Source organism: Glycomyces sp. NPDC046736 (assembly GCF_040645615.1).
In the GTDB taxonomy this organism is placed as follows: domain Bacteria; phylum Actinomycetota; class Actinomycetes; order Mycobacteriales; family Micromonosporaceae; genus Glycomyces.
The window spans coordinates 102,965-121,451 of sequence record NZ_JBEYYO010000005.1 but is presented as its reverse complement, the minus strand read 5'-3'; the positions used below and the strand labels follow the sequence as shown (position 1 = coordinate 121,451).

Below are 18,487 nucleotides of genomic sequence, written 5' to 3'. Positions count from 1 at the left end.
CGGGGCACACGCATACTCAGGGGACGCAGTGCGGAAGCGTGAGCTACCGTAACGATTCGAGTGCATTTTCCGAGTGAACGGTGGGAGCAGTGCCGGAACTGAAACGCCTGGTCATCGTGGAGTCCCCGGCGAAGGCCAAGACTATTGGCTCGTACCTCGGTCCGGACTACATCGTCGACTCCTCGCTCGGGCACATCCGGGACCTGCCGCGCAGTGCCAAGGAGATCCCGGCGAAGTACAAGGACAAGGCGTGGTCGCGCCTGGGCGTGGACGTGGACAACGACTTCGCGCCGCTGTACATCGTCAATCCCGACCGCTCGGCGCACGTCAAGAAGCTCAAGGGCTACCTCGCGGAAGTCGACGAACTCTTCCTGGCCACCGATGAGGACCGCGAAGGGGAGGCCATCGCCTGGCACCTGCTGGAGACCTTGAAGCCGAAGATCCCGGTCAAGCGGATGGTCTTCCACGAGATCACCAAGCAGGCGATCGCCGAGGCCGCCGCCAACCCGCGCGAGCTCAACCAGGACCTGGTCGACGCCCAGGAAGGGCGCCGGATCCTCGACCGGCTCTACGGCTACGAGGTCAGCCCGGTCCTGTGGAAGAAGGTCATGCCGCGCCTGTCGGCCGGGCGCGTCCAGTCCGTGGCCACGCGGCTCGTCGTCGAGCGCGAACGGGCCCGGATGGCCTTCCACGCCGCCGACTACTGGGACGTGACCGCGAACCTGGCCACCGACGAGGACCAGCGCTTCAAGGCCACCCTCATCGCCGTCGACGGCGACCGGGTCGCCACCGGCAAGGACTTCGACGCGGCCACCGGGCGCGTCAAGGGCAACGTGGTCCACCTCGACGAGGCCGGGGCCCGCGGGCTCGCGCAGCGCCTCCAGGGCCGCGACTTCACCGTCCTCAAGGTCGAGAAGAAGCCCTACCGCCGCAGGCCCTACCCGCCGTTCATCACCTCGACGCTCCAGCAGGAGGCCGGGCGCAAGCTGCGGCTCTCCAGCGCGCAGGTCATGCGGGTCGCCCAGCGGCTCTACGAGAACGGCCACATCACTTATATGCGGACCGACTCGACGAACCTGTCGAGCACCGCGATCAACGCCGCCCGCGCCCAGGCCGCCGAGCTGTACGGCGCGCAGTACGTGCCCTCCGAGCCGCGCCACTACGCGCGCAAGGTCAAGAACGCTCAGGAGGCGCACGAGGCGATCCGTCCCTCGGGCGACCGCTTCAAGACCCCGACCCAGCTCAAGAGCCAGCTCTCGGCCGAGGAACACCGGCTCTACGAGCTGATCTGGCGGCGCACGCTCGCGTCGCAGATGGTCGACGCGACCGGGAACTCCACGTCTGTGCGCACCCGCGCGACCACCGCCGACGGCGAGCAGGCCGACTTCGGGGCCTCGGGCAAGACCATCACCAACCCGGGCTTCCTGCTGGCGTACGTCGAGTCGATCGAAGAGGGCGACGCCGACGACGCCGAGAAGCGCCTCCCCGAGCTCGCCGAGCGCCAGAGCCTGGCCGAGAAGGGCCTCGAAGCGGCCGGGCACACCACCCAGCCGCCCGCCCGCTACACCGAGGCGAGCCTGGTCAAGGCCCTCGAAGAGCGCGGGATCGGCCGCCCTTCGACGTACGCGTCGATCATGCAGACCATCCAGGACCGCGAGTACGTGTTCAAGAAGGGCCAGGCGCTCGTGCCGGCCTTCCGCGCGTTCGCGGTGATCGGCCTCATGGAGCGCCACTTCCCGCGCCTGGTCGACTACGACTTCACCGCCGGGATGGAGAACGAGCTCGACGAGGTCGCCGCCGGGCATGAGTCCCGCGAGGAGTTCCTGCGCAAGTTCTACTTCGGCGGGCAGGACAAGGAGGGCACCGTGGCTGCCTCGGGCGGGCTGCGGCACATGATCGAGGAGGAGCTCGCCAAGATCGACGCGCGCGAGGTCAACTCGATCCCGATCTACACCGACGACCAGGGCCGCAAGGTCGTGGTGCGCGTCGGCCGCTACGGCCCCTACCTGGAGCGGTACACGCCGGGCCAGGAGGACGAGGCCCCCGGCAAGCGCCCGTCGGTGCCCGATTCGATGGCCCCCGACGAGCTGACGCCCGAGAAGGGCCAGGAGCTGTTCGACCTCGCCGAGAACGAAGGCGAGCTGGGTACGCACCCCGAGACCGGCGAGCCGGTGCTGGCCAAGACCGGCCGGTACGGGCCGTACGTGACCTCGGGTGAGAAGTCCTCGTCGCTCTTGACCGGGCAGAAGCTCTCCGAGCTGACCTTGGACGACGCGGTGAAGCTCTTGACGCTGCCGCGCCTGGTCGGCAAGGACGCCGAAGGCGAGGAGATCCGCACCGGCCTGGGCCCGCACGGCCCCTACGTGAAGAAGAACCGCGACTTCCGGTCCCTGGACTCCGAGGAGCAGCTGTTCACGCTCACGCTGGAGGAGGCCGAGAAGCTCCTGGCGCAGCCGAAGTCGCGCGGGCGCCAGCAGCGCGCGCAGACCCTCCTCAAGGAGCTGGGCCCCGACCCGGTCACCGGCAAGGAGGTCTCGCTCAAGGACGGCCGCTTCGGGCCCTACGTGACCGACGGCGAGACCAACGCCTCGATCCGCAAGACCGACTCGATCGAGGACCTCACCATCGACCGCGCCGCCGAGCTCCTGGCCGAGCGCCGCGAGAAGGTCGCCTCGGGCGCGGTCCCGGCGAAGAAGACCGCCAAGAAGGCCGCGAAGAAGACCGCGGCCAAGAAGACGGCGAAGAAGGCCACCGCGAAGAAGGCGACGGCCAAGAAGACCGCCGCCAAGAAGACGGCCAAGAAGGCAGTGAAGAAGGCCGCGGCGAAGAAGACCGCCAAGAAGCCCGACGACGCATAAGACATCCAGCGACGGCCCGCCCCGGGGTCCGGGGCGGGCCGTCGCGCTTTCCGCCGAATGTGGCAAATCAGACACCGAATCGGCCCGCGACACGTCTGGCCTCGGCGAGTCTTCCTTTGATTCAGCCGTTCGTAAACTAATTTCTGCTTGGAGGCAACCCTGTCCGGGGCCTGTCGCGTCAACGGAATACGGACACCGCTCGGTGCGGAGCGAGGACCGTCCGATGTGGGCGAGGGTTGCAATACTTCGAGAGCGAGTTTCGAGTCGATGCGAATCACATTTCCGATGCGTGACAACTGTCGCGACGAGCCGGGGGCATTGCCTCAGCGTCCGTCCGACAGCAGCGCCTCGGCGACGACGAGGTCGATCGGGGTCGTCACCTTCAGGTTGCGCTCGGCGCCGGCCACGACGCGGATTTCCACGTCCGGCAGGAACCGCAGCACCACCGAGCAGTCGTCCGTGGGCGCGAAGGCCGGTTCGGCCGCGGCCCGCTCGTACGCCTCGGCGATGGTCCCGAGCCGGAAGCCCTGCGGGGTCTGCACCCTGCGCAGCCGCGACCGGTCCAGGGCGGCGGCGATCGCCTCGCCCGAGGCCGAGGGCTCGGCCTCGATGACCGTGTCCGAGGACGGCACCGCCGCGGTGACCGCGTCGCACTCGTCCAGGGCCCGCACCACATCGGCGATGACCTGGCCCGGAACGAGCATCCGCGCCGCGTCGTGCAGCAGGATCCGCGCGTCGGCCCCCGCCCGCTCCATCGCCCAGGCGATCGCCGCCCGCGAGGATTCCGAGCGGGTCCGCCCGCCCTCGACCACGTCCGCGACCTTCGCAGAGCACGCCAGCGCCAGATCCAACGTGCGCTCCCGGAACGCGGCCGCGGTCACCACGACCACGGCGTCGATCTCCGGCGCCGCCTCGAACGCCTCCAGCGTGTGCCGCAGGACCGGCTTCCCGCCGACCTCGATGAACTGCTTCGGAATCGGCGCGCCCATTCGGCTCCCGGTGCCTCCGGCCAGTACGGCGGCGACGGTGCGCGGGCGCGGCGGGGGATCGGATTTCCGCAAGGCTGCTCTCCTCGGTGGACGCCGGACGGAGGCCAAAGGATACCGGAGGGCCCGGGCCCGCCCGCGGTATCCGGTCCGAGGCCGGCAGTACGAATCGACCGTATTCGATCGGTCTGGATAGGACCTTCGATCTCCGATCGCGAGAAGCCTGTCAAGTTCACATTTTCATTCAGCATCCACCTCGAAGTCCTATCATCGCCGGCAAGTGGATTCGTCGATGAGCGGACATTCTCCGAGACCCCCTAAAGCGAAAGATCTGCAGCATGTTCGAGCGCAAACCCGTCATCGCGTTGCCCGATGACCCCATTTACGGCCTGACTTGGTCGATCGGGAAGGAGTTCGGGGGACTCACGAACGTCCTCCTGCACCGCAACTCGGTGTTCTCCAAGCTCGGACGCCGCAAGATCGACATCCTGACGCTGGCGCCGAACTTCGACACCCGCGTCGTCAGGCTTCGCCTGCTCAAGCAGGGGTACATCAGCAAAGGCGTGCGCCTGCGCAACATCTGGCAGGAGGCGGCGGCGGCCTCCGACGGCGCATTGACCAGGCGGTACGGGGCCCGCGGCAAGCATTTCGAGCAGCCCGCGATCCTGCTGCCCTACGAAGGGAAGAAGCAGTCCAAGCGGCGCTCCGAGGACGGCGTCGAGCTCCAGGTCGACACGTTCCGCTCGGACGGGACCAGGCTGATGTCGGACAGGAAGGACGTGACCGAGGAGGGGACCCTCGGCGGACGCGAACTCACGCTCTTCACCAGGAAGGGCACTGTGGTCAACCGCTGGACCCGGGCCGCCGACTTCTACTTCGCCTGGTTCGACCAGGTGCTCGGTCCCGGGCACGCCTATCTGGTGAACGACTCGCATTTCATCGGCAAGTTCCTGCACCGGTACCGCAGGGAGAACGTCACCACGGTCCAGGTCCTGCACAACTCCCATCTCGATCGCGACGCTCCCGACGCCTTCGGGAAGCTCGCCGGCGGGAAGATCGACATCGTCAAGCACATGAGATCCTTTGACCTGCTCGCGCCGTTGACGATCAGGCAGGCGAGCGAGATCGCCGAAGCGGATTTCGCGGGCCCCAACATGACACCGGTCCCGAACTCGCGTCCGATGAAGGCGCAGTCCATCAAGCACGGCCGCGACCCCGGTGACGGGATCATGCTCGCGCGTTTCGGGCACCAGAAGCGGGTCGACCACGCGATCTCGGCATTCACGCTCGCCCACGCCGAAGGCAGCCGCGCCCGCCTGCGCGTCTTCGGCGACGGCGATTCGCGCCCGGTGCTCCAGAAGCAGATCGACGACGCCGAGGCGAACGACTACGTGCAGTTGATGGGATTCCGCTCCGACGCCTCCGCCCAGTTCGCGACGGCGTCGTTCAGCGTGCTCTCCAGCAGGTTCGAGGGCATGCCGCTGGTCTTGATCGAGGCCATGGCCGCGGGTTGCATTCCGATCGCCTACGACATCCGCTACGGGCCGAGCGACATCATCACCGATGGGGTGGACGGGTTCGTGGTGCCCGCCGGCGACGTCAAGGCGCTCGCCGAGACCGTCGCCCGGGTGTCGTCGATGCCGGAGTCGGAGCTCGCGCGGCTCCGCGTCAACGCGCAGAAGCGGGCCTGCGACTTCAGCGACGAGGCGGTGACCAGATCCTGGGTCAAGGCGCTCGTCGAAGCGAAGGCCAGGAAGACCGTCGTGCGACTCCCGGTGTTCAAGCCGCTGGTAGACGAGGCTTCGGCCGAAGGGGACGTGCTGCGCCTGCGCGGGTCGCTGTCGGATTGCAAGCACCTCGAGGACCGCTCGATGGCCCTGTCGTGGTCGGCGCGCCGCGTCCCGGTGTACGGGCGCGTGTCGATCGCGGAACGTCCAGGGCCCGAAGGGGCGATCGGCTTCGAGGCCGAGTTGCCGCTGGCCCGACTGTGGGACGCCGAGGGCGACACCCTCGACTTCCACGTCGAGATCGAGACGCCGCGGGGATTCGCGAAACGGCGGGTCTTCACGGCGCCCTCTGCCGAGCTGGAGTACGACAACATTGAGCTGTATGTCACATCTCAAGGGAATCTCAGCCTCAAGGTCCTCTCCCAACCGATCGTCGAGGCCGGACCGGGACCTTCCTGAGCAGCCGACGCTCGGACCCCGCCGCTTCCGGACACGCGGGGTCCGACACCGGCGACGGGCCGTATCATCTGCGGATTCACGTGTGATCCTCGCCGAACCCGTGTGTTGGGCTATGCGTCACTGGACGTTCAGGTAGGTAAACTCCACCAATCCATCATCCAAACCGAACGAGGTGGCACTCGACATGTCCACGAACATCGTGATCCTCGCGGCCGGCGTCGGCTCCCGGCTCGGCAAACCGCACCCCAAGTCCCTGACGGTCCTCAACACCGGCGAGACCATCCTCGGCCGCTCCCTGCGCCTGCTCACCTCGCGATTCAACCGCCACTCGATCCACCTCGTGGTCGGCTACAAGAAGGAGATGATCATGGAGGAGGTGCCCGACGTCGGCTTCATCTACAACCAGGCCTACGGCGACACCAACACCTCCAAGAGCCTCCTCAAGGCCTTCAACATCCTCGGTCCCGGCGGGGTCCTGTGGCTCAACGGCGACGTGGTCTTCGACCCGCAGGTCCTCGACGTGCTGCTGCCGCACATCGCGATGGACCACTCCTTCATCGCCGTCAACACCGCGAAGGTCTCCGACGAGGAGGTCAAGTACAACCTCGGCCCCGACGGCTACATCAACAAGCTCTCCAAGCAGGTCACCGACGGTGCGCTGGGCGAGGCCGTGGGCATCAACTACGTCTCGGCCGACGACCGCGCCCTGGTGGCCAAGCGCCTCGACGAGGTCGACGACCAGGACTACTTCGAAGGCGGCATCGAGCTGGCCATCGAGAAGGACGGCCTCAAATTCGAAGCCGTCGACATCTCCCAGCACAACGTGATCGAGGTCGACTTCGCCGAAGACCTCAACAGCGTCAACCAGGCGTTCAAGTAAGGGTCTCGCAGGCGTGACCATCTCGACAGACACCGCGCGGTGCCGGAACTCCGGTGCCGCGCTCACGAACCCAGCCGAAGGCCCGGTGCGTTGAAGAACCTGCTCAAGTCGCTGCCGAACTGGATCAACCTGCTCTCGGTCGCGGCCGTCGTCGCGGCGGTCGCGTTCGCGGACCTGCCTTGGATCGCCCTGCTGCTCGCCGTCACGGTCTTCGGCACGATCGCCTGGAACATCCGAGACGCCCTCACCAGCATGAGGACGGCCCGCACCGTGGCCGCCGTAGCCGTCCTCATCGCCGCCTGGAACCACGGAGGCCTCGACCGCTGGCCGTTCCTCGCCGCGGGCATCCTGGTCTTGATGTTCATCGTCGGCGCCGACACGATCGCCAAGGCGCTCAACGTCGGCTATCTGCAGACGACCAACCTCGACGTCGAGCGCTCCACTCACGAGCGCTGGTCCACACCGCCCGCCATCGGTCGCGTCCTGAGCGCGCTCACCGTCGTCTTCGCGGTCAGCGCCTGGGCCGACGGCCCGCTCGGCGCGGTCACCGATCCGGTGTTCGCGGCGGTGACCGCCGCCGCCGTCGCCTGGACCGGGATCGCGGTCCTCGACGGCTACCTGCACCGCCAGCGCGAGTCGCACCCCGTCGACGGGCGCGTCTTGACCGCGGTGACCAGGCTCCAGCCGAAGTTCGTGATCCACTTCGCGGGCGCGCGTGAATCGGAGTACCAGCTCACCATGTGGCTGCCGTACTTCGAGCAGGTCGGCGACCCGTACGTGATCATCATCCGCGACCGCTACCTCTACGACGGCATCGCGGCCCGCACCAGCGCCCCGATCGTCTTGGTGCCCGCCCAGTCGGTGCTCGACACGATCCTCCCCGAGAGCGTCCGGGCCTGCTACTACGTCAACCACGCGGTCAAGAACGCCCAGCTCATCAAGCTGGACAACTACATCCACGTGCAGTTGATGCACGGCGACTCCGACAAGGCCATCAGCCGCAGCCCCGTCTCGCTCATGTACGACCGGGTGTTCGTGGCCGGGCAGGCCGGCGTGGACCGCTACCACCGGCACGGGGTGGACATCCCCAACTACAAGTTCCGCAAGGTCGCCCGGCCCCAACTCCATGACCTCAAGGTCGGCGAGCGCGACAAGATCGAGGGCGCGCGCCCGGTGGTGCTCTACACGCCCACCTGGACCGGCCTGACCGCCGACGTGAACTACTCGTCGCTCAAAGAGGGCAGGCGAATCGTCGAGGCGGTGCTCGCGCGTGAGGTGACGCTCATCTTCCGCACGCACCCCTACACTCGCACCAATGCCGCCTACCAGGTGCTGGCCGACGAGATCAAGGCCTTGATCGCAGCCGACGCGGCCAAGACCGGCCGTCCGCACCTGTGGGGCGCTCAGGCCGAGACCGAGGCGAGCCTGACCGATTGCGTGAACGCCGCCGACGTGGCGATCTCGGACATCAGCGGTACGGCCTCCGATTGGATCTACAGCGGGCGTCCGTTCGCGATGACCGACCCGAAGGGGTTCAAGGACGCCTACCTCGACGAGTTCCCGCTGGCGAGGGCCGCCTACCTGCTCGACCCGGACGCGGGGAACATCGAGAAGGTGCTCGACGAGCTGCTGGTGACCGACTCCAAGGCCGCGCTTCGCGCCGAGGTCCGCGAGTACTACCTGGGCGACGTGGCACCGGAGGACCTGGTGCCGCTGTTCGTCGAGGAGGTCAAGGCGACCTACGCCGAGCCGGTGCACAAGTCCGCGACCGGCGCGTCCGCACTGCTGGCCGCCTAGTCATCCCGAGCACTGCTGGGCGGCCCCGCCACTGCGGCGGGGCCGTTCGCCGTCAGCGGGGGTGCGTCTGGGCCGGACGCCGTTTGCGGGTCGGGATCGCCAGCGGCGTGGGCCCGCCCGCGGCCACCGTGGCCGGGTGCGGGGCCACCAGGCCCAGCTTCTCGCGCTGGGCGCACAGCTCGGCGAGCCGGTCGTAGGCCGGACGCCCCAAGAGCTCGGCGAGCTCGACCTCGTAGGAGCGGTAGACCGGCTCGACCGCGGTATGCGCCCTCGGCGAGGCGGTGCACCACCAGTCGAAGTCGTGCCCGCCCGGGCCCCACGAGGCCCGGTCGAATTCGGTGATGAGCGTGACCGACAGGTCGGTCCCGTCGGCGCGGTGCTCGGTCTTGAAGTCGCGCTTGACCGGCAGCTGCCAGCACACCTCGGGCTTGTACTCCATCGGGTGGACGCCGTCGCGCATCGCCTGCTGGTGCAGCGCGCACCCCGAACCGGTCGGGAAGCCCTCGCGGTTGTGGAACACGCACGCGCCGTCCACGACCGCGGTCTTCTTCGCCGGCTCCTCCTCGCCCTCGTCGTTCTCCAGCGTGTCGTCGACGATGGTGTCCTTCCACCTGCGGTGGAGCTGCCACGTCTCGGGAGTGAGCTTCTTGACCACGGCCTTGGTGCGGCGGATGTCGTCCTCGTCGGTGTAGAACGCGCCGTGCAGGCAGCACCCGTCGGCCGGGCGCGAGGAGTCTATGCCGGGGCAGCCGCCCTCGGCGGGATGGCGGCCGAAGATGCAGCCCCAACGCGACAGGAGCCACGTCAGGTCGGCCCGGACCAGGGTCTCGGGGTCGTCGGGATCGAGGAACTCGACCCATTCGCGGTCGAAGTCCTGCGCCACCTCGTCGGTCATCCGTCAACGGTACCCGCCGCGCCCGCGCGCGCCCCGCCTCGGCGCGCCCGGCCCCAGGTCGGGACCCCAAGGGGCGGACCGGCCCCGACGAAGGACACGGACGCCGGGAGGCACGGCGTACCCTGGTCTGCGTGACCCAGTCCGTCCCGGTTCTGCTGTCGACCACCTCCGTGTACCCGGAGCCCACCGCGGTGGGCTTCGAACTCGCCGCCGAACTCGGCTACGACGGCGTGGAGCTGATGGTCTTCACCGACAGGGTCTCCCAGGACCCCTCGGCCGCGGCCAGCCTCGCCAAGCACTACGGCGTCAAGATCGGCGCCGTCCACGCCCCGTGCCTCCTGGTCACGCAGCGCGTGTGGAGCGCCGACCCGTGGACGCGCCTGCGCCGCTCGGTGCAGGCCGCCGAGTACCTCGACTCCCCGACGGTGGTCATCCACCCGCCGTTCTCCTGGCAGCGCGACTACGCCGCGAAGTTCTCCACCGTCCTCGACGGCCTCGCCGCCCGCTACCCCAGCGTCACGATCGCGGTCGAGAACATGTTCCCGCTCAAACTCGGCAAGCGCAACCTCGTGCCCTACCGGCCCCACTGGGACCCCACCCGGCACGGCTACGACGCCTACACCCTGGACCTGTCGCACTGCGCGGCCTCGGGCGCCGACGCGCTGGCCATGGCCGAGCGAATGGGCAAGGGCCTGCGGCACATCCACCTGTGCGACGGCACGGACCCCGGGGCCGACCAGCACCTGGTGCCCGGACGCGGCACCCAGCCGTGCGCCGAGCTCCTCGGCTCGCTCGGCTCCTCCGACTGGGACGGTTCGATCACCGTCGAGGTCAGCACCCGCAAGAGCGGGAACCGCACGCGTCGTTCCGAGGACCTCTACGAATCGGTCAAGTTCGCCAGGGACGCGCTCGGCGGGCGCGCGCGCGACTGAACGAAGCCGGCCGCACCCGATTCCCACCGCGGCGGAGCAACCTGTTCCCTTCCTGTTGCGTTTGTATTATCGGAATGCACCTGTGCTTTTACAGCAGTGTTCAATCAGTGCCGTCCGAGCCGCGCCGTTCGCCGAACGGCGCCCGGCGGCCCAGCGCGAAGGAATGCGGATGCCCAAGGAGCAGCGGAGCCCGGCCGCGCGGATACGCCGAGTCGCGGGGCGGTTCGTGCCCGCCTCGCTCAAGGCGAAGCGGGCTGATCGGGCCCGCTTCGACCGCGCCGTCGAGCGCCGTGCCGCGCTCTTGGGGTCAGACCCTCAGCTGCGCCAGTTCGAACGGGACGGCGAGGTCTTCATCGGCCGGTGCGTCACGCACTTCACCGCGCGGGAGGCGGCGGAGGCGAACCTTCGGATCGTCGTCGAAGCCGCCGAGGCGGCCGGGATCGAGTACTTCCTCGTCCCCGGCACCGCCCCCGAACGCCATGTCGTGGGTTTGCGCCGGGCCGACAAGAAGCCGTTCCTGGAGTCGGTGCGCCGTCTCCACGGCGACTCCGAGCTCTACGTGGGCCGCACCGGTCGCACCGGAACGATCACCGAAGGTCCTGCTCTCTACGCCGAAGGAGCCCTGCCGTCGAGCGTCAAGAGCTCGCAGGTGCTGCGGTACGGCCGTTTCCTCCTCGGCCCTGAAGGGCAGCCGCTGACAGGGCTCGAATTCGGCTGCGACGTCGAGTTCTGGTCCGATGGCGAGGACTTCGCCGCCCACCCCGACTACCTCGAACGCGTAGGACGCGTCAAGGTGCTCATCCCCAAGGACATGTTCGCCGGCGCCTGGGTCGCCCCCCGTCCCAACCGGGTCGCGGACGTGCTGCCCCCCGAGGCCCGTGAAGTCGCCTCCCGCACCGTGGGCGAGCACAAGTACCCCACCTTCGAGCCGTTCACCCGCAAACTCGTCGACGACGTCGACTTCCCCGTCGACGCCGTCTACATGTGGGTCGACGGCGCCGACCCGGACTGGGCCGCCCGACGCGCCGAGTTCGCCGACGACGGTGCGGACGCCGAAGGCCACGGCCACCTCGCCGGAGCGTCCCGCTACACCGACCGCGACGAGCTCAAGTACTCGCTGCGTTCGCTGCACGCCTTCGCGCCGTACATCCGCAACATCTACATCGTCACCGCCGGGCAGACGCCCAAGTGGCTCGACACCGATGCGCCCGGCATCCGTGTGGTCGACCACACCGAGATCTTCGCCGACCCGTCCGCGCTCCCGGTCTTCAACTCCCACGCGATCACCACGCAGCTGCACCGCATCCCCGGCCTCGCCGACCACTACCTGATCCTCAACGACGACGTGTTCTTCGGCTCCCCGAGTCGTCCCGAGCAGTTCTTCCACGCCAACGGGATCGCACGAGTCCCCTTCTCCTCCATGCAGATCGGGCTCGGCGACGCGAAACCTCAGGATTCCGCCCCGAATCTCGCCGGGCGCAACGCCCGGCGGCTGCTGGAAGCGGATTTCGGGCGATTCGCCACCAGCAAGTTCAAGCACGTCCCGCACCCGCAGCTGCGCCAGGTCGCCGTCGAGCTCGCCGAGCGCTACCCCGAGGCGCTCGCCGCCACCTCCCGCTCCCGCTTCCGAGACCCCGCCGACATCGAATTCGCCGGTTTGCTCCACCACTACTCGGTGCTCACCGGCCGCGGCGTTCCCGGCACCTCCAAGCTCATGTACGTCGACGTGGCCGCCGCCGACGCGCCCGCGAGACTCCAGGCCCTCGAACGGCGCCGCGACGCCGAGTTCATCTGCGTCAACGACGTCGACACGCCCCCAGGGCGAGAAGCGGCCGTCGACGCCATGCTGCGCGAATTCCTCGACCGCTACTTTCCGTTCCCGTCGCCCTACGAGCGACGCTGAACAGCGAAGATGCCGCCCAATCCACCCCCTGGTCGCATCCGCAGAACCTTGGGTCTTCCTCAGGTTCTGCATAAATTAACCGAATGTTGCGTCTGTATCATCGACGGCGCATCAACCGATGAAAGCCCGTGGATCACACCCCTGGGGGGACGAATGTCAGAAGAGCAGAGGGAGTTCATTCCCCCGGCGCGACCGCATATCGGCGAAGCCGAGATCGAAGCCGCGGTGCGAGTACTGCGCAGCGGCATGGTCGTGCAGGGCCCCGAGGTCGCCGCGTTCGAAGACGAGTTCACCAAGGTCTCCGGCACCGCGCACTGCGTCGCGGTCAACTCCGGCACCTCCGCGCTCCAGCTCTCGCTCATGGCCATGGGCGTCGGCCCCGGCGACGAGGTCATCGTCCCCTCGTTCTCGTTCGCCGCGAGCGCCAACGCGGTCCGCCTCGTGGGCGCCGAACCGGTCTTCGCCGACATCGAGCCCGACTCGTTCAACATCGACCCGGCCTCGGTGGAGTCCCTGATCGGCCCCAAGACCGTCGCGATCATGCCGGTCCACCTGTACGGCCACCCCGCCGACATGACGCGCCTGACCGCGATCGCCCAGCGCCACTCGCTGGCGATCCTGGAGGACGCCTGCCAGGCCCACGGCGCGCAGATCGACGGCAAGCCCGTCGGCTCCTTCGGCATCGGCGGCACGTTCAGCTTCTATCCGACCAAGAACATGCACTCCCTCGAAGGCGGCATGGTCTCCACCGACGACGCCGCGTTCGCGCGCACCCTGCGCCTGCTGCGCAACCAAGGCATGGAGCAGCGCTACGCGAACGAGATCGTGGGCGCGAACATGCGCATGACCGACGTGGCCGCCGCGATCGGCCGCGTCCAGCTCGGCCGCCTCCACGAGTGGACCGAGCAGCGCCGCGCCAACGCCGCGCGCTTCGACGCCGAGATCAAGACCGTGACCACCCCGCCGGTCGCCGCGGGCGCGCGCCACATCTACCACCAGTACACCGTGCGCGTCGAAGGCGACCGCGACGGCGCCCTGGCCCAGCTCAAGGAGGCCGGGGTCGGCTCGGCCGTGTACTACCCGACCCCGATCCACAAACTCATCCCATACGCGCACATGGACGTCGAGCTGCCCGAGACCGACCGCGCCGCCGCCGAGGTCCTCTCCCTCCCCGTCCACCCGTCGCTGACCGACGCCGACATCGACCGCGTCATCGCCGCGGTGAACGCATTGGAGCTCTAGCGTGACTGAACAGCTGCGTGCCGGACTGATCGGCCTGGGCGCCATGGGCCGCAACCACGCCCGGGTCCTTCATGCCCTCGAAGGCGTCGAACTGGTGGCCGTCGCCGACCCGCTCGCCGACGCCGCCTCCCTGCCGACCGGCGTGGGCCTGGTGGCCCAGGCCGAGGAGCTCATCGGGCTCGGTATCGACTACGCGGTGGTCGCCTGTCCGACCGCCTACCACGAGCAGGTGGGCTTGGCGCTGGCCGACGCGGGCGTGCACGCGCTGATCGAGAAGCCGCTGGCGCACACCACCGAGGCCTCGGTGAGGCTCGCGGCCGCGTTCGAGGACCGCGGCCTGGTGGCCGGCGTCGGGCACATCGAGCGGTTCAACCCCGCGGTGGCCTCCTTGCGCGAGCGTCTCGAAGCCGGTGAGCTGGGGGAGATCCTCCAGGTCGTCACCCGCCGCCAAGGGCCCTTCCCGGGCCGCATCGCGGACGTCGGGGTCGTCAAGGACCTCGCGACCCACGACATCGACCTGACCGGCTTCGTCACCGGCCAGTCCTACCGGACGATCAGCGCCCAGACCGTGTCGCGCTCGGGCCGTGAGCACGAGGACATGATCGCGGCCGTCGGGCAGCTCTCGGGCGGCGCGATCGCCAACCACTCCGTGAACTGGCTGAGCCCGTTCAAGGAGCGGACCACCGTGGTGACCGGCGATCGCGGATGCTTCGTCGCCGACACGCTCACCGCCGACCTCACCTTCTACGCCAACGGCGTGGTGGACACCGAGTGGGAGGCGATCAGCAACTTCCGCGGCGTCTCCGAAGGCGACATGATCCGGTACGCGATCCGCAAGCGGGAGCCGCTCCTGGTCGAGCACGAGCACTTCCGCGACGCGGTGCTCGGCAAACCGAACGACATCGTGGACCTGCGCCGAGGGGCGGCGACCGTCGAGGTCTCCGAGATGATGCTGCGCTCGGCCGCGACCGGTCTGACCGTGGCCTTGGACGGCGCCGGGACCAGATGATGAACGCCACCCCTGCCGCGGCGCCCGAGCACGTTCTCGAGCCTGCCGAGCGAGTCGCGGCCGCCGAGCGGATCATCGCCTCGGCGGAGGGGCCGGACCGGGACGAGGAGGTCTACCAGGCCTTCACGAACGAGGTCGCCCAGGCCCTGCAACCCTTCGCCCTCACCCTCGACCCCGGCGAACGCGTGAAATGCTGGACCGCGATCGCCGAGCTCGCCGACGCCCACCTCACCGAGGAGCTCCGCTTGCGGCTCCCCACGGAGAAGCGGGTCCGAATCTCCTTGGCGCAGTACCGCGACCACGCACTCCTGGAAGCGGCGATCGCCCAGCCCGCACCCGGGTTCCTGCTCGAGGGCGGACGCCTGTTCGCCCGCTACCCGGGGTTCCGCGAGGAGCCGCACGGGCTGGCCGACGAGTGGTTCGAGGCGGCGACCGAGCGGGTCACCGTACGGCTCGCCCGAGGCGTCCGGCCGCGCTACCTGGTGTGGACCGGCGTCAAACGCGCCGACTACCACCTCGAGTACTCGTTCTTCGTGCCCGTCGAAGGTTGCGGGGCCGAGTCGGTGCGGGTCGGCGCGGACCGTCTCGAGAAGGGCGAGGCTCCGCGCAAGCGCACCTGCGTGGACGCCGCCGAGCATCCGGGTCTCGACGTGGAGGCGGAGGTCGCGGTCCGCGCCGAAGGGGCGCTCGCCGTGGTGACCGCCCGCGTGCCCACCGCGGAGTTGATCGGGCACGGCGCGGGCCGCTGGTCACTGCGCGCCCATCTGACCCTCCGGGGTTTCACCTATGATCTGCCGCTCAAGGCTCCGCGCGGCTACTTCCAGCGACACGGCATGCCGGTCGGCCTGGCGGTCGAGTGGGGAGCGAAGCGGAGCCTGACCGTCAGGGTCGACGAGCGGGCCACCTGGCGGGGACTGTCCCGCCTTCGAATGCTGGACTTCAGAAAGTGAAGCGTGAAATGCGGATCTGTGTCGTCGCCATGGGCAAGATCGGGCTGCCGCTGGCGGTCCAGTTCGCCACCAAGGGGCACCAAGTCGTCGGAGCGGACGTCAACCCCCGCACCGTGCAGTCGGTCAACGACGGACTCGAGCCGTTCCCGGGCGAGCACCGCCTGGCGGAACTGCTGAAGGAGACGGTGACCTCAGGGAACCTGAAGGCCACCACCGACACCGCGGCCGCCGTGGCCGAATCGGACGCAGTGGTCATCGTGGTGCCGCTGTTCGTCGATGCCCAGGGGGTGCCGGACTTCGGATGGATGGACGCGGCCACCAAGGCCGTCGCCGCCGGACTGAAGCCGGGCACGCTCGTCTCCTACGAGACCACGCTCCCGGTGGGCACCACCCGGGACCGGTTCGGCCCCATGCTCGAAGCCGGCTCCGGCCTGGCCGCGGGCAGCGACTTCCACCTCGTGTTCAGCCCCGAGCGGGTGCTGACCGGTCGCGTCTTCTCCGACCTGCGCCGCTACCCGAAACTCGTGGGGGGCGTCAACGAGGCTTCGGCGGCGGCCGGCGTCGCGTTCTACGAGGCCGTGCTCGACTTCGACGAGCGCGAGGACCTGCCGCGCCCCAACGGCGTGTGGGATCTCGGCTCCTCTGAGGCCTCCGAGATGGCCAAGCTCGCCGAGACCACCTACCGCGACGTCAACATCGGCCTCGCCAACCAGTTCGCCCGGTTCGCGGACAAGCAGGGCCTGGACGTCATGAAGGTCATCGAGGCCTGCAACTCCCAGCCCTACAGCCACATCCACCGGCCCGGCATCGCCGTCGGCGGCCACTGCATCCCGATCTACCCGCAGATGTACCTGTGGAACGACCCGGAGGCCTCCGTGGTCCGCGCCGCCCGCGAGGCGAACGCCGCCATGCCCGCCTACGCCGTCGATGTGCTGGCCGCCGCGTACGGCGACCTCGCGGGCGCGCATGTCCTGGTGCTCGGGGCCGCCTACCGCGGGGCCGTCAAGGAGACCGCGTTCTCCGGGGTGTTCCCGCTGGTGGAGTCCCTTCGCGCCAAGGGGGCCGTGCCCTACGTCTCCGACCCGATGTACACGGTCGACGAGCTCGAGGCCGAGGGACTGCCGGCGCACCGCGGCGAGGCCGTGACCGCCGTCGTCGTCCAGGCCGACCACGACGAGTACCGTACGCTGTCCCCTGCGGATCTTCCCGAGGTCAGGGTGCTGCTCGACGGCCGTCGCATCACCGACCCCGCCGTCTGGGAGGGCCGCGAGCACATCGTGCTCGGCAGCTGAGCCCCGAAGGTAGGGAATGCATATGGAACCCGCACAGGGCCCCGCTCGCGTGGTCATGGTGGTCCCCAACCGCATCGACGGAGACTCGCGAGTGCAGAAGGCGGCGGCGTCCATCGCCGCCGCCGGGTGGGAGACGCACCTGATCGGCGTCTCGGTCACCGGTAAGCAGGAGCCGTACGAGCAAGACGGCGCGCTCATCCGCAAGATCCCGCTGCCGAAGATGGATCCGCCCAGGTCGCTGCGTCGCAACGCCGCCGCCCTGCGCTATCCGTTCGCCTACGGCGATCTCGAACGCGCGAAGCGGCGCGAGCGGCATCTCAAGGCCGCCCGGCTCGAACTCGAAGCGCTCCGTGGCGGTGGCGCCGTCCAAGGCGGTGTGCGTCTGCCGCTGATCGCGCACCGCCTGGGCCGAAAGGTCGAGCGGGCCTGGGTCGGGCGCCGCGTCCGCCAGACCAAGAACCGCGAGAAGTACCTCAAACGCGAAGGACGTCTGGAGCGGATCGAGCGGCGCTGGTGGGGCGCGCTCCTCGGCGACCGCGCCTGGAGGCGGCTCGACGTCAGCATGCAGCGCTTCGAGCTCGCCTTCCGTCCCGAGATCATCGCGCTCGAACCCGACCTGCTCCACGCCCACGACGCCTACTCGATCGGGGTGTGCGTGCGCGCCGCCGAGCATCTGCGCCGCAAGGGCAAGGACGTGAAGGTCGTCTACGACGCGCACGAGTTCGTTCCCGGTCACGAAGGCCTGGCGCCGAACAAGCTCGAAGCGCAATCGCGTTGGGAGCGGCAGTACCTGCCCGGCGCGGATGCGGTGGTCACCGTCTCGCGACCGCTCGCGCAGCTGCTCAAGGAACGCCACGGGCTCGACCGCGAACCCTCGGTGGTGCACAACGCTCCGCTCGCGCACCCCGCGCCGCGGCCCGACCCGGGCGACCTCCGTTCGGACCTGGGGCTCGACGCCCATACTCCGCTTGCCGTCTACATCGGTTGGGCCTCACCGGAACGGCAGATCGAGGTCCTCATCGAGGCCGCCCGCCTCGTGCCCGGACTCCATGTCGCGTTCATGGTCAGCCGCCACACCACCAACCCGTACGTCAAGCGCCTCGAATCGCTCGGCGAGGAATACGGCATCAGCGACCGGCTCCACTTTCGAGGCTATGTCGACTATGAGGACCTGCCTCGGTTCATCTCGACCGCCGACATGGGCATCCACCCGATGCCGACCGGCTCGGTCAACCACGAGATCGCCTTGCCGAACAAGTTCTTCGAGTACTGCCACGCCCGCCTGCCGCTGGTCGTCACCACGGTGAAGACGCTCTCGGCCGAGGTGCGGCGCCTGGGCAACGGCGAGGTCTTCACCTCCGGTGACGCCCGGAGCCTCGCGGACGCCGTCGAGCGGATCCTCGCCGACGAGGACGGCTACCGCCGCGCCTACAAGGACCCGGCGCTGCTGGAGGAGTACTCCTGGGAGCATCAGGCGCTCGAGTACGTCCGGATCTACGAACGGCTCATCGGCCCGGCTCCGAAACCCAGTGGGGCCTAGCGAACAACGATGAGCGA

13 protein-coding genes are annotated in these 18,487 nt (G+C 69.0%); 11 read left to right on the top strand and 2 right to left on the bottom strand.

Features of this window, described 5'->3' with window-relative positions:
- Positions 1-89: 89 nt before the first annotated feature.
- Positions 90-2,858, top strand: coding sequence for a type I DNA topoisomerase (gene topA / locus AB0B28_RS07500; RefSeq protein WP_360118097.1), 2,769 nt, complete (start codon positions 90-92; stop codon positions 2,856-2,858).
- A 323-nt stretch (positions 2,859-3,181) separates the two neighbouring features.
- Here topA and ispD read toward each other — a convergent pair whose 3' ends face one another.
- Entirely contained in the window at positions 3,182-3,919 is a 738-nt protein-coding gene (gene ispD, locus AB0B28_RS07495) for a 2-C-methyl-D-erythritol 4-phosphate cytidylyltransferase (RefSeq protein WP_360118094.1), read from the bottom strand.
- A gap of 263 nt (positions 3,920-4,182) precedes the next feature.
- Between ispD and AB0B28_RS07490 the strand changes: the two genes are divergently transcribed.
- The 3 genes from AB0B28_RS07490 (at position 4,183) to AB0B28_RS07480 (ending at position 8,707) form a co-directional block, all read left to right on the top strand.
- Complete coding sequence (locus AB0B28_RS07490; protein WP_360118092.1) at positions 4,183-6,030, top strand: glycosyltransferase; 1,848 nt, start codon at positions 4,183-4,185, stop codon at positions 6,028-6,030.
- A gap of 184 nt (positions 6,031-6,214) precedes the next feature.
- Positions 6,215-6,910 (top strand): NTP transferase domain-containing protein, encoded by a 696-nt coding sequence (locus AB0B28_RS07485; RefSeq protein ID WP_360118089.1) that lies wholly within the window; start codon positions 6,215-6,217, stop codon positions 6,908-6,910.
- 90 nt (positions 6,911-7,000) lie between these two features.
- Positions 7,001-8,707 carry a CDP-glycerol glycerophosphotransferase family protein gene (locus tag AB0B28_RS07480; protein WP_360118086.1) on the top strand — a complete coding sequence of 569 codons (1,707 nt, stop codon included), beginning with the start codon at positions 7,001-7,003 and terminating at the stop codon, positions 8,705-8,707.
- Between the two features lie 52 nt (positions 8,708-8,759).
- On the opposite strand, the gene AB0B28_RS07475 is transcribed toward AB0B28_RS07480, so the two are convergent.
- Complete coding sequence (locus AB0B28_RS07475) at positions 8,760-9,602, bottom strand: hypothetical protein (protein WP_360118083.1); 843 nt, start codon at positions 9,600-9,602, stop codon at positions 8,760-8,762.
- A gap of 131 nt (positions 9,603-9,733) precedes the next feature.
- On the opposite strand from AB0B28_RS07475, the gene AB0B28_RS07470 reads away from it, so the two are divergent.
- From AB0B28_RS07470 to AB0B28_RS07440, 7 genes are all read left to right on the top strand, one after another.
- Positions 9,734-10,534: a sugar phosphate isomerase/epimerase gene (locus AB0B28_RS07470; protein WP_360118080.1), complete on the top strand. Its 801-nt coding sequence runs from the start codon at positions 9,734-9,736 to the stop codon at positions 10,532-10,534.
- 169 nt (positions 10,535-10,703) lie between these two features.
- The gene (locus AB0B28_RS07465) at positions 10,704-12,437 is read left to right on the top strand and encodes a stealth family protein (protein ID WP_360118077.1); all 1,734 of its coding nucleotides are present in this window, start codon (positions 10,704-10,706) and stop codon (positions 12,435-12,437) included.
- 153 nt (positions 12,438-12,590) lie between these two features.
- On the top strand, positions 12,591-13,679 hold the full coding sequence (locus tag AB0B28_RS07460) for a DegT/DnrJ/EryC1/StrS family aminotransferase (protein ID WP_360118074.1): 1,089 nt from the start codon (positions 12,591-12,593) through the stop codon (positions 13,677-13,679).
- A 1-nt stretch (position 13,680) separates the two neighbouring features.
- Complete coding sequence (locus tag AB0B28_RS07455) at positions 13,681-14,688, top strand: Gfo/Idh/MocA family oxidoreductase (RefSeq protein WP_360118071.1); 1,008 nt, start codon at positions 13,681-13,683, stop codon at positions 14,686-14,688.
- Positions 14,688-15,638, top strand: coding sequence for a hypothetical protein (locus tag AB0B28_RS07450; RefSeq protein ID WP_360118068.1), 951 nt, complete (start codon positions 14,688-14,690; stop codon positions 15,636-15,638). Before AB0B28_RS07455 ends, AB0B28_RS07450 begins: the two co-directional genes overlap by 1 nt.
- A gap of 8 nt (positions 15,639-15,646) precedes the next feature.
- On the top strand, positions 15,647-16,930 hold the full coding sequence (locus AB0B28_RS07445; protein ID WP_360118065.1) for a nucleotide sugar dehydrogenase: 1,284 nt from the start codon (positions 15,647-15,649) through the stop codon (positions 16,928-16,930).
- Between the two features lie 22 nt (positions 16,931-16,952).
- Positions 16,953-18,470, top strand: coding sequence for a glycosyltransferase family 4 protein (locus AB0B28_RS07440; RefSeq protein ID WP_360118062.1), 1,518 nt, complete (start codon positions 16,953-16,955; stop codon positions 18,468-18,470).
- Positions 18,471-18,487 lie beyond the last annotated feature (17 nt).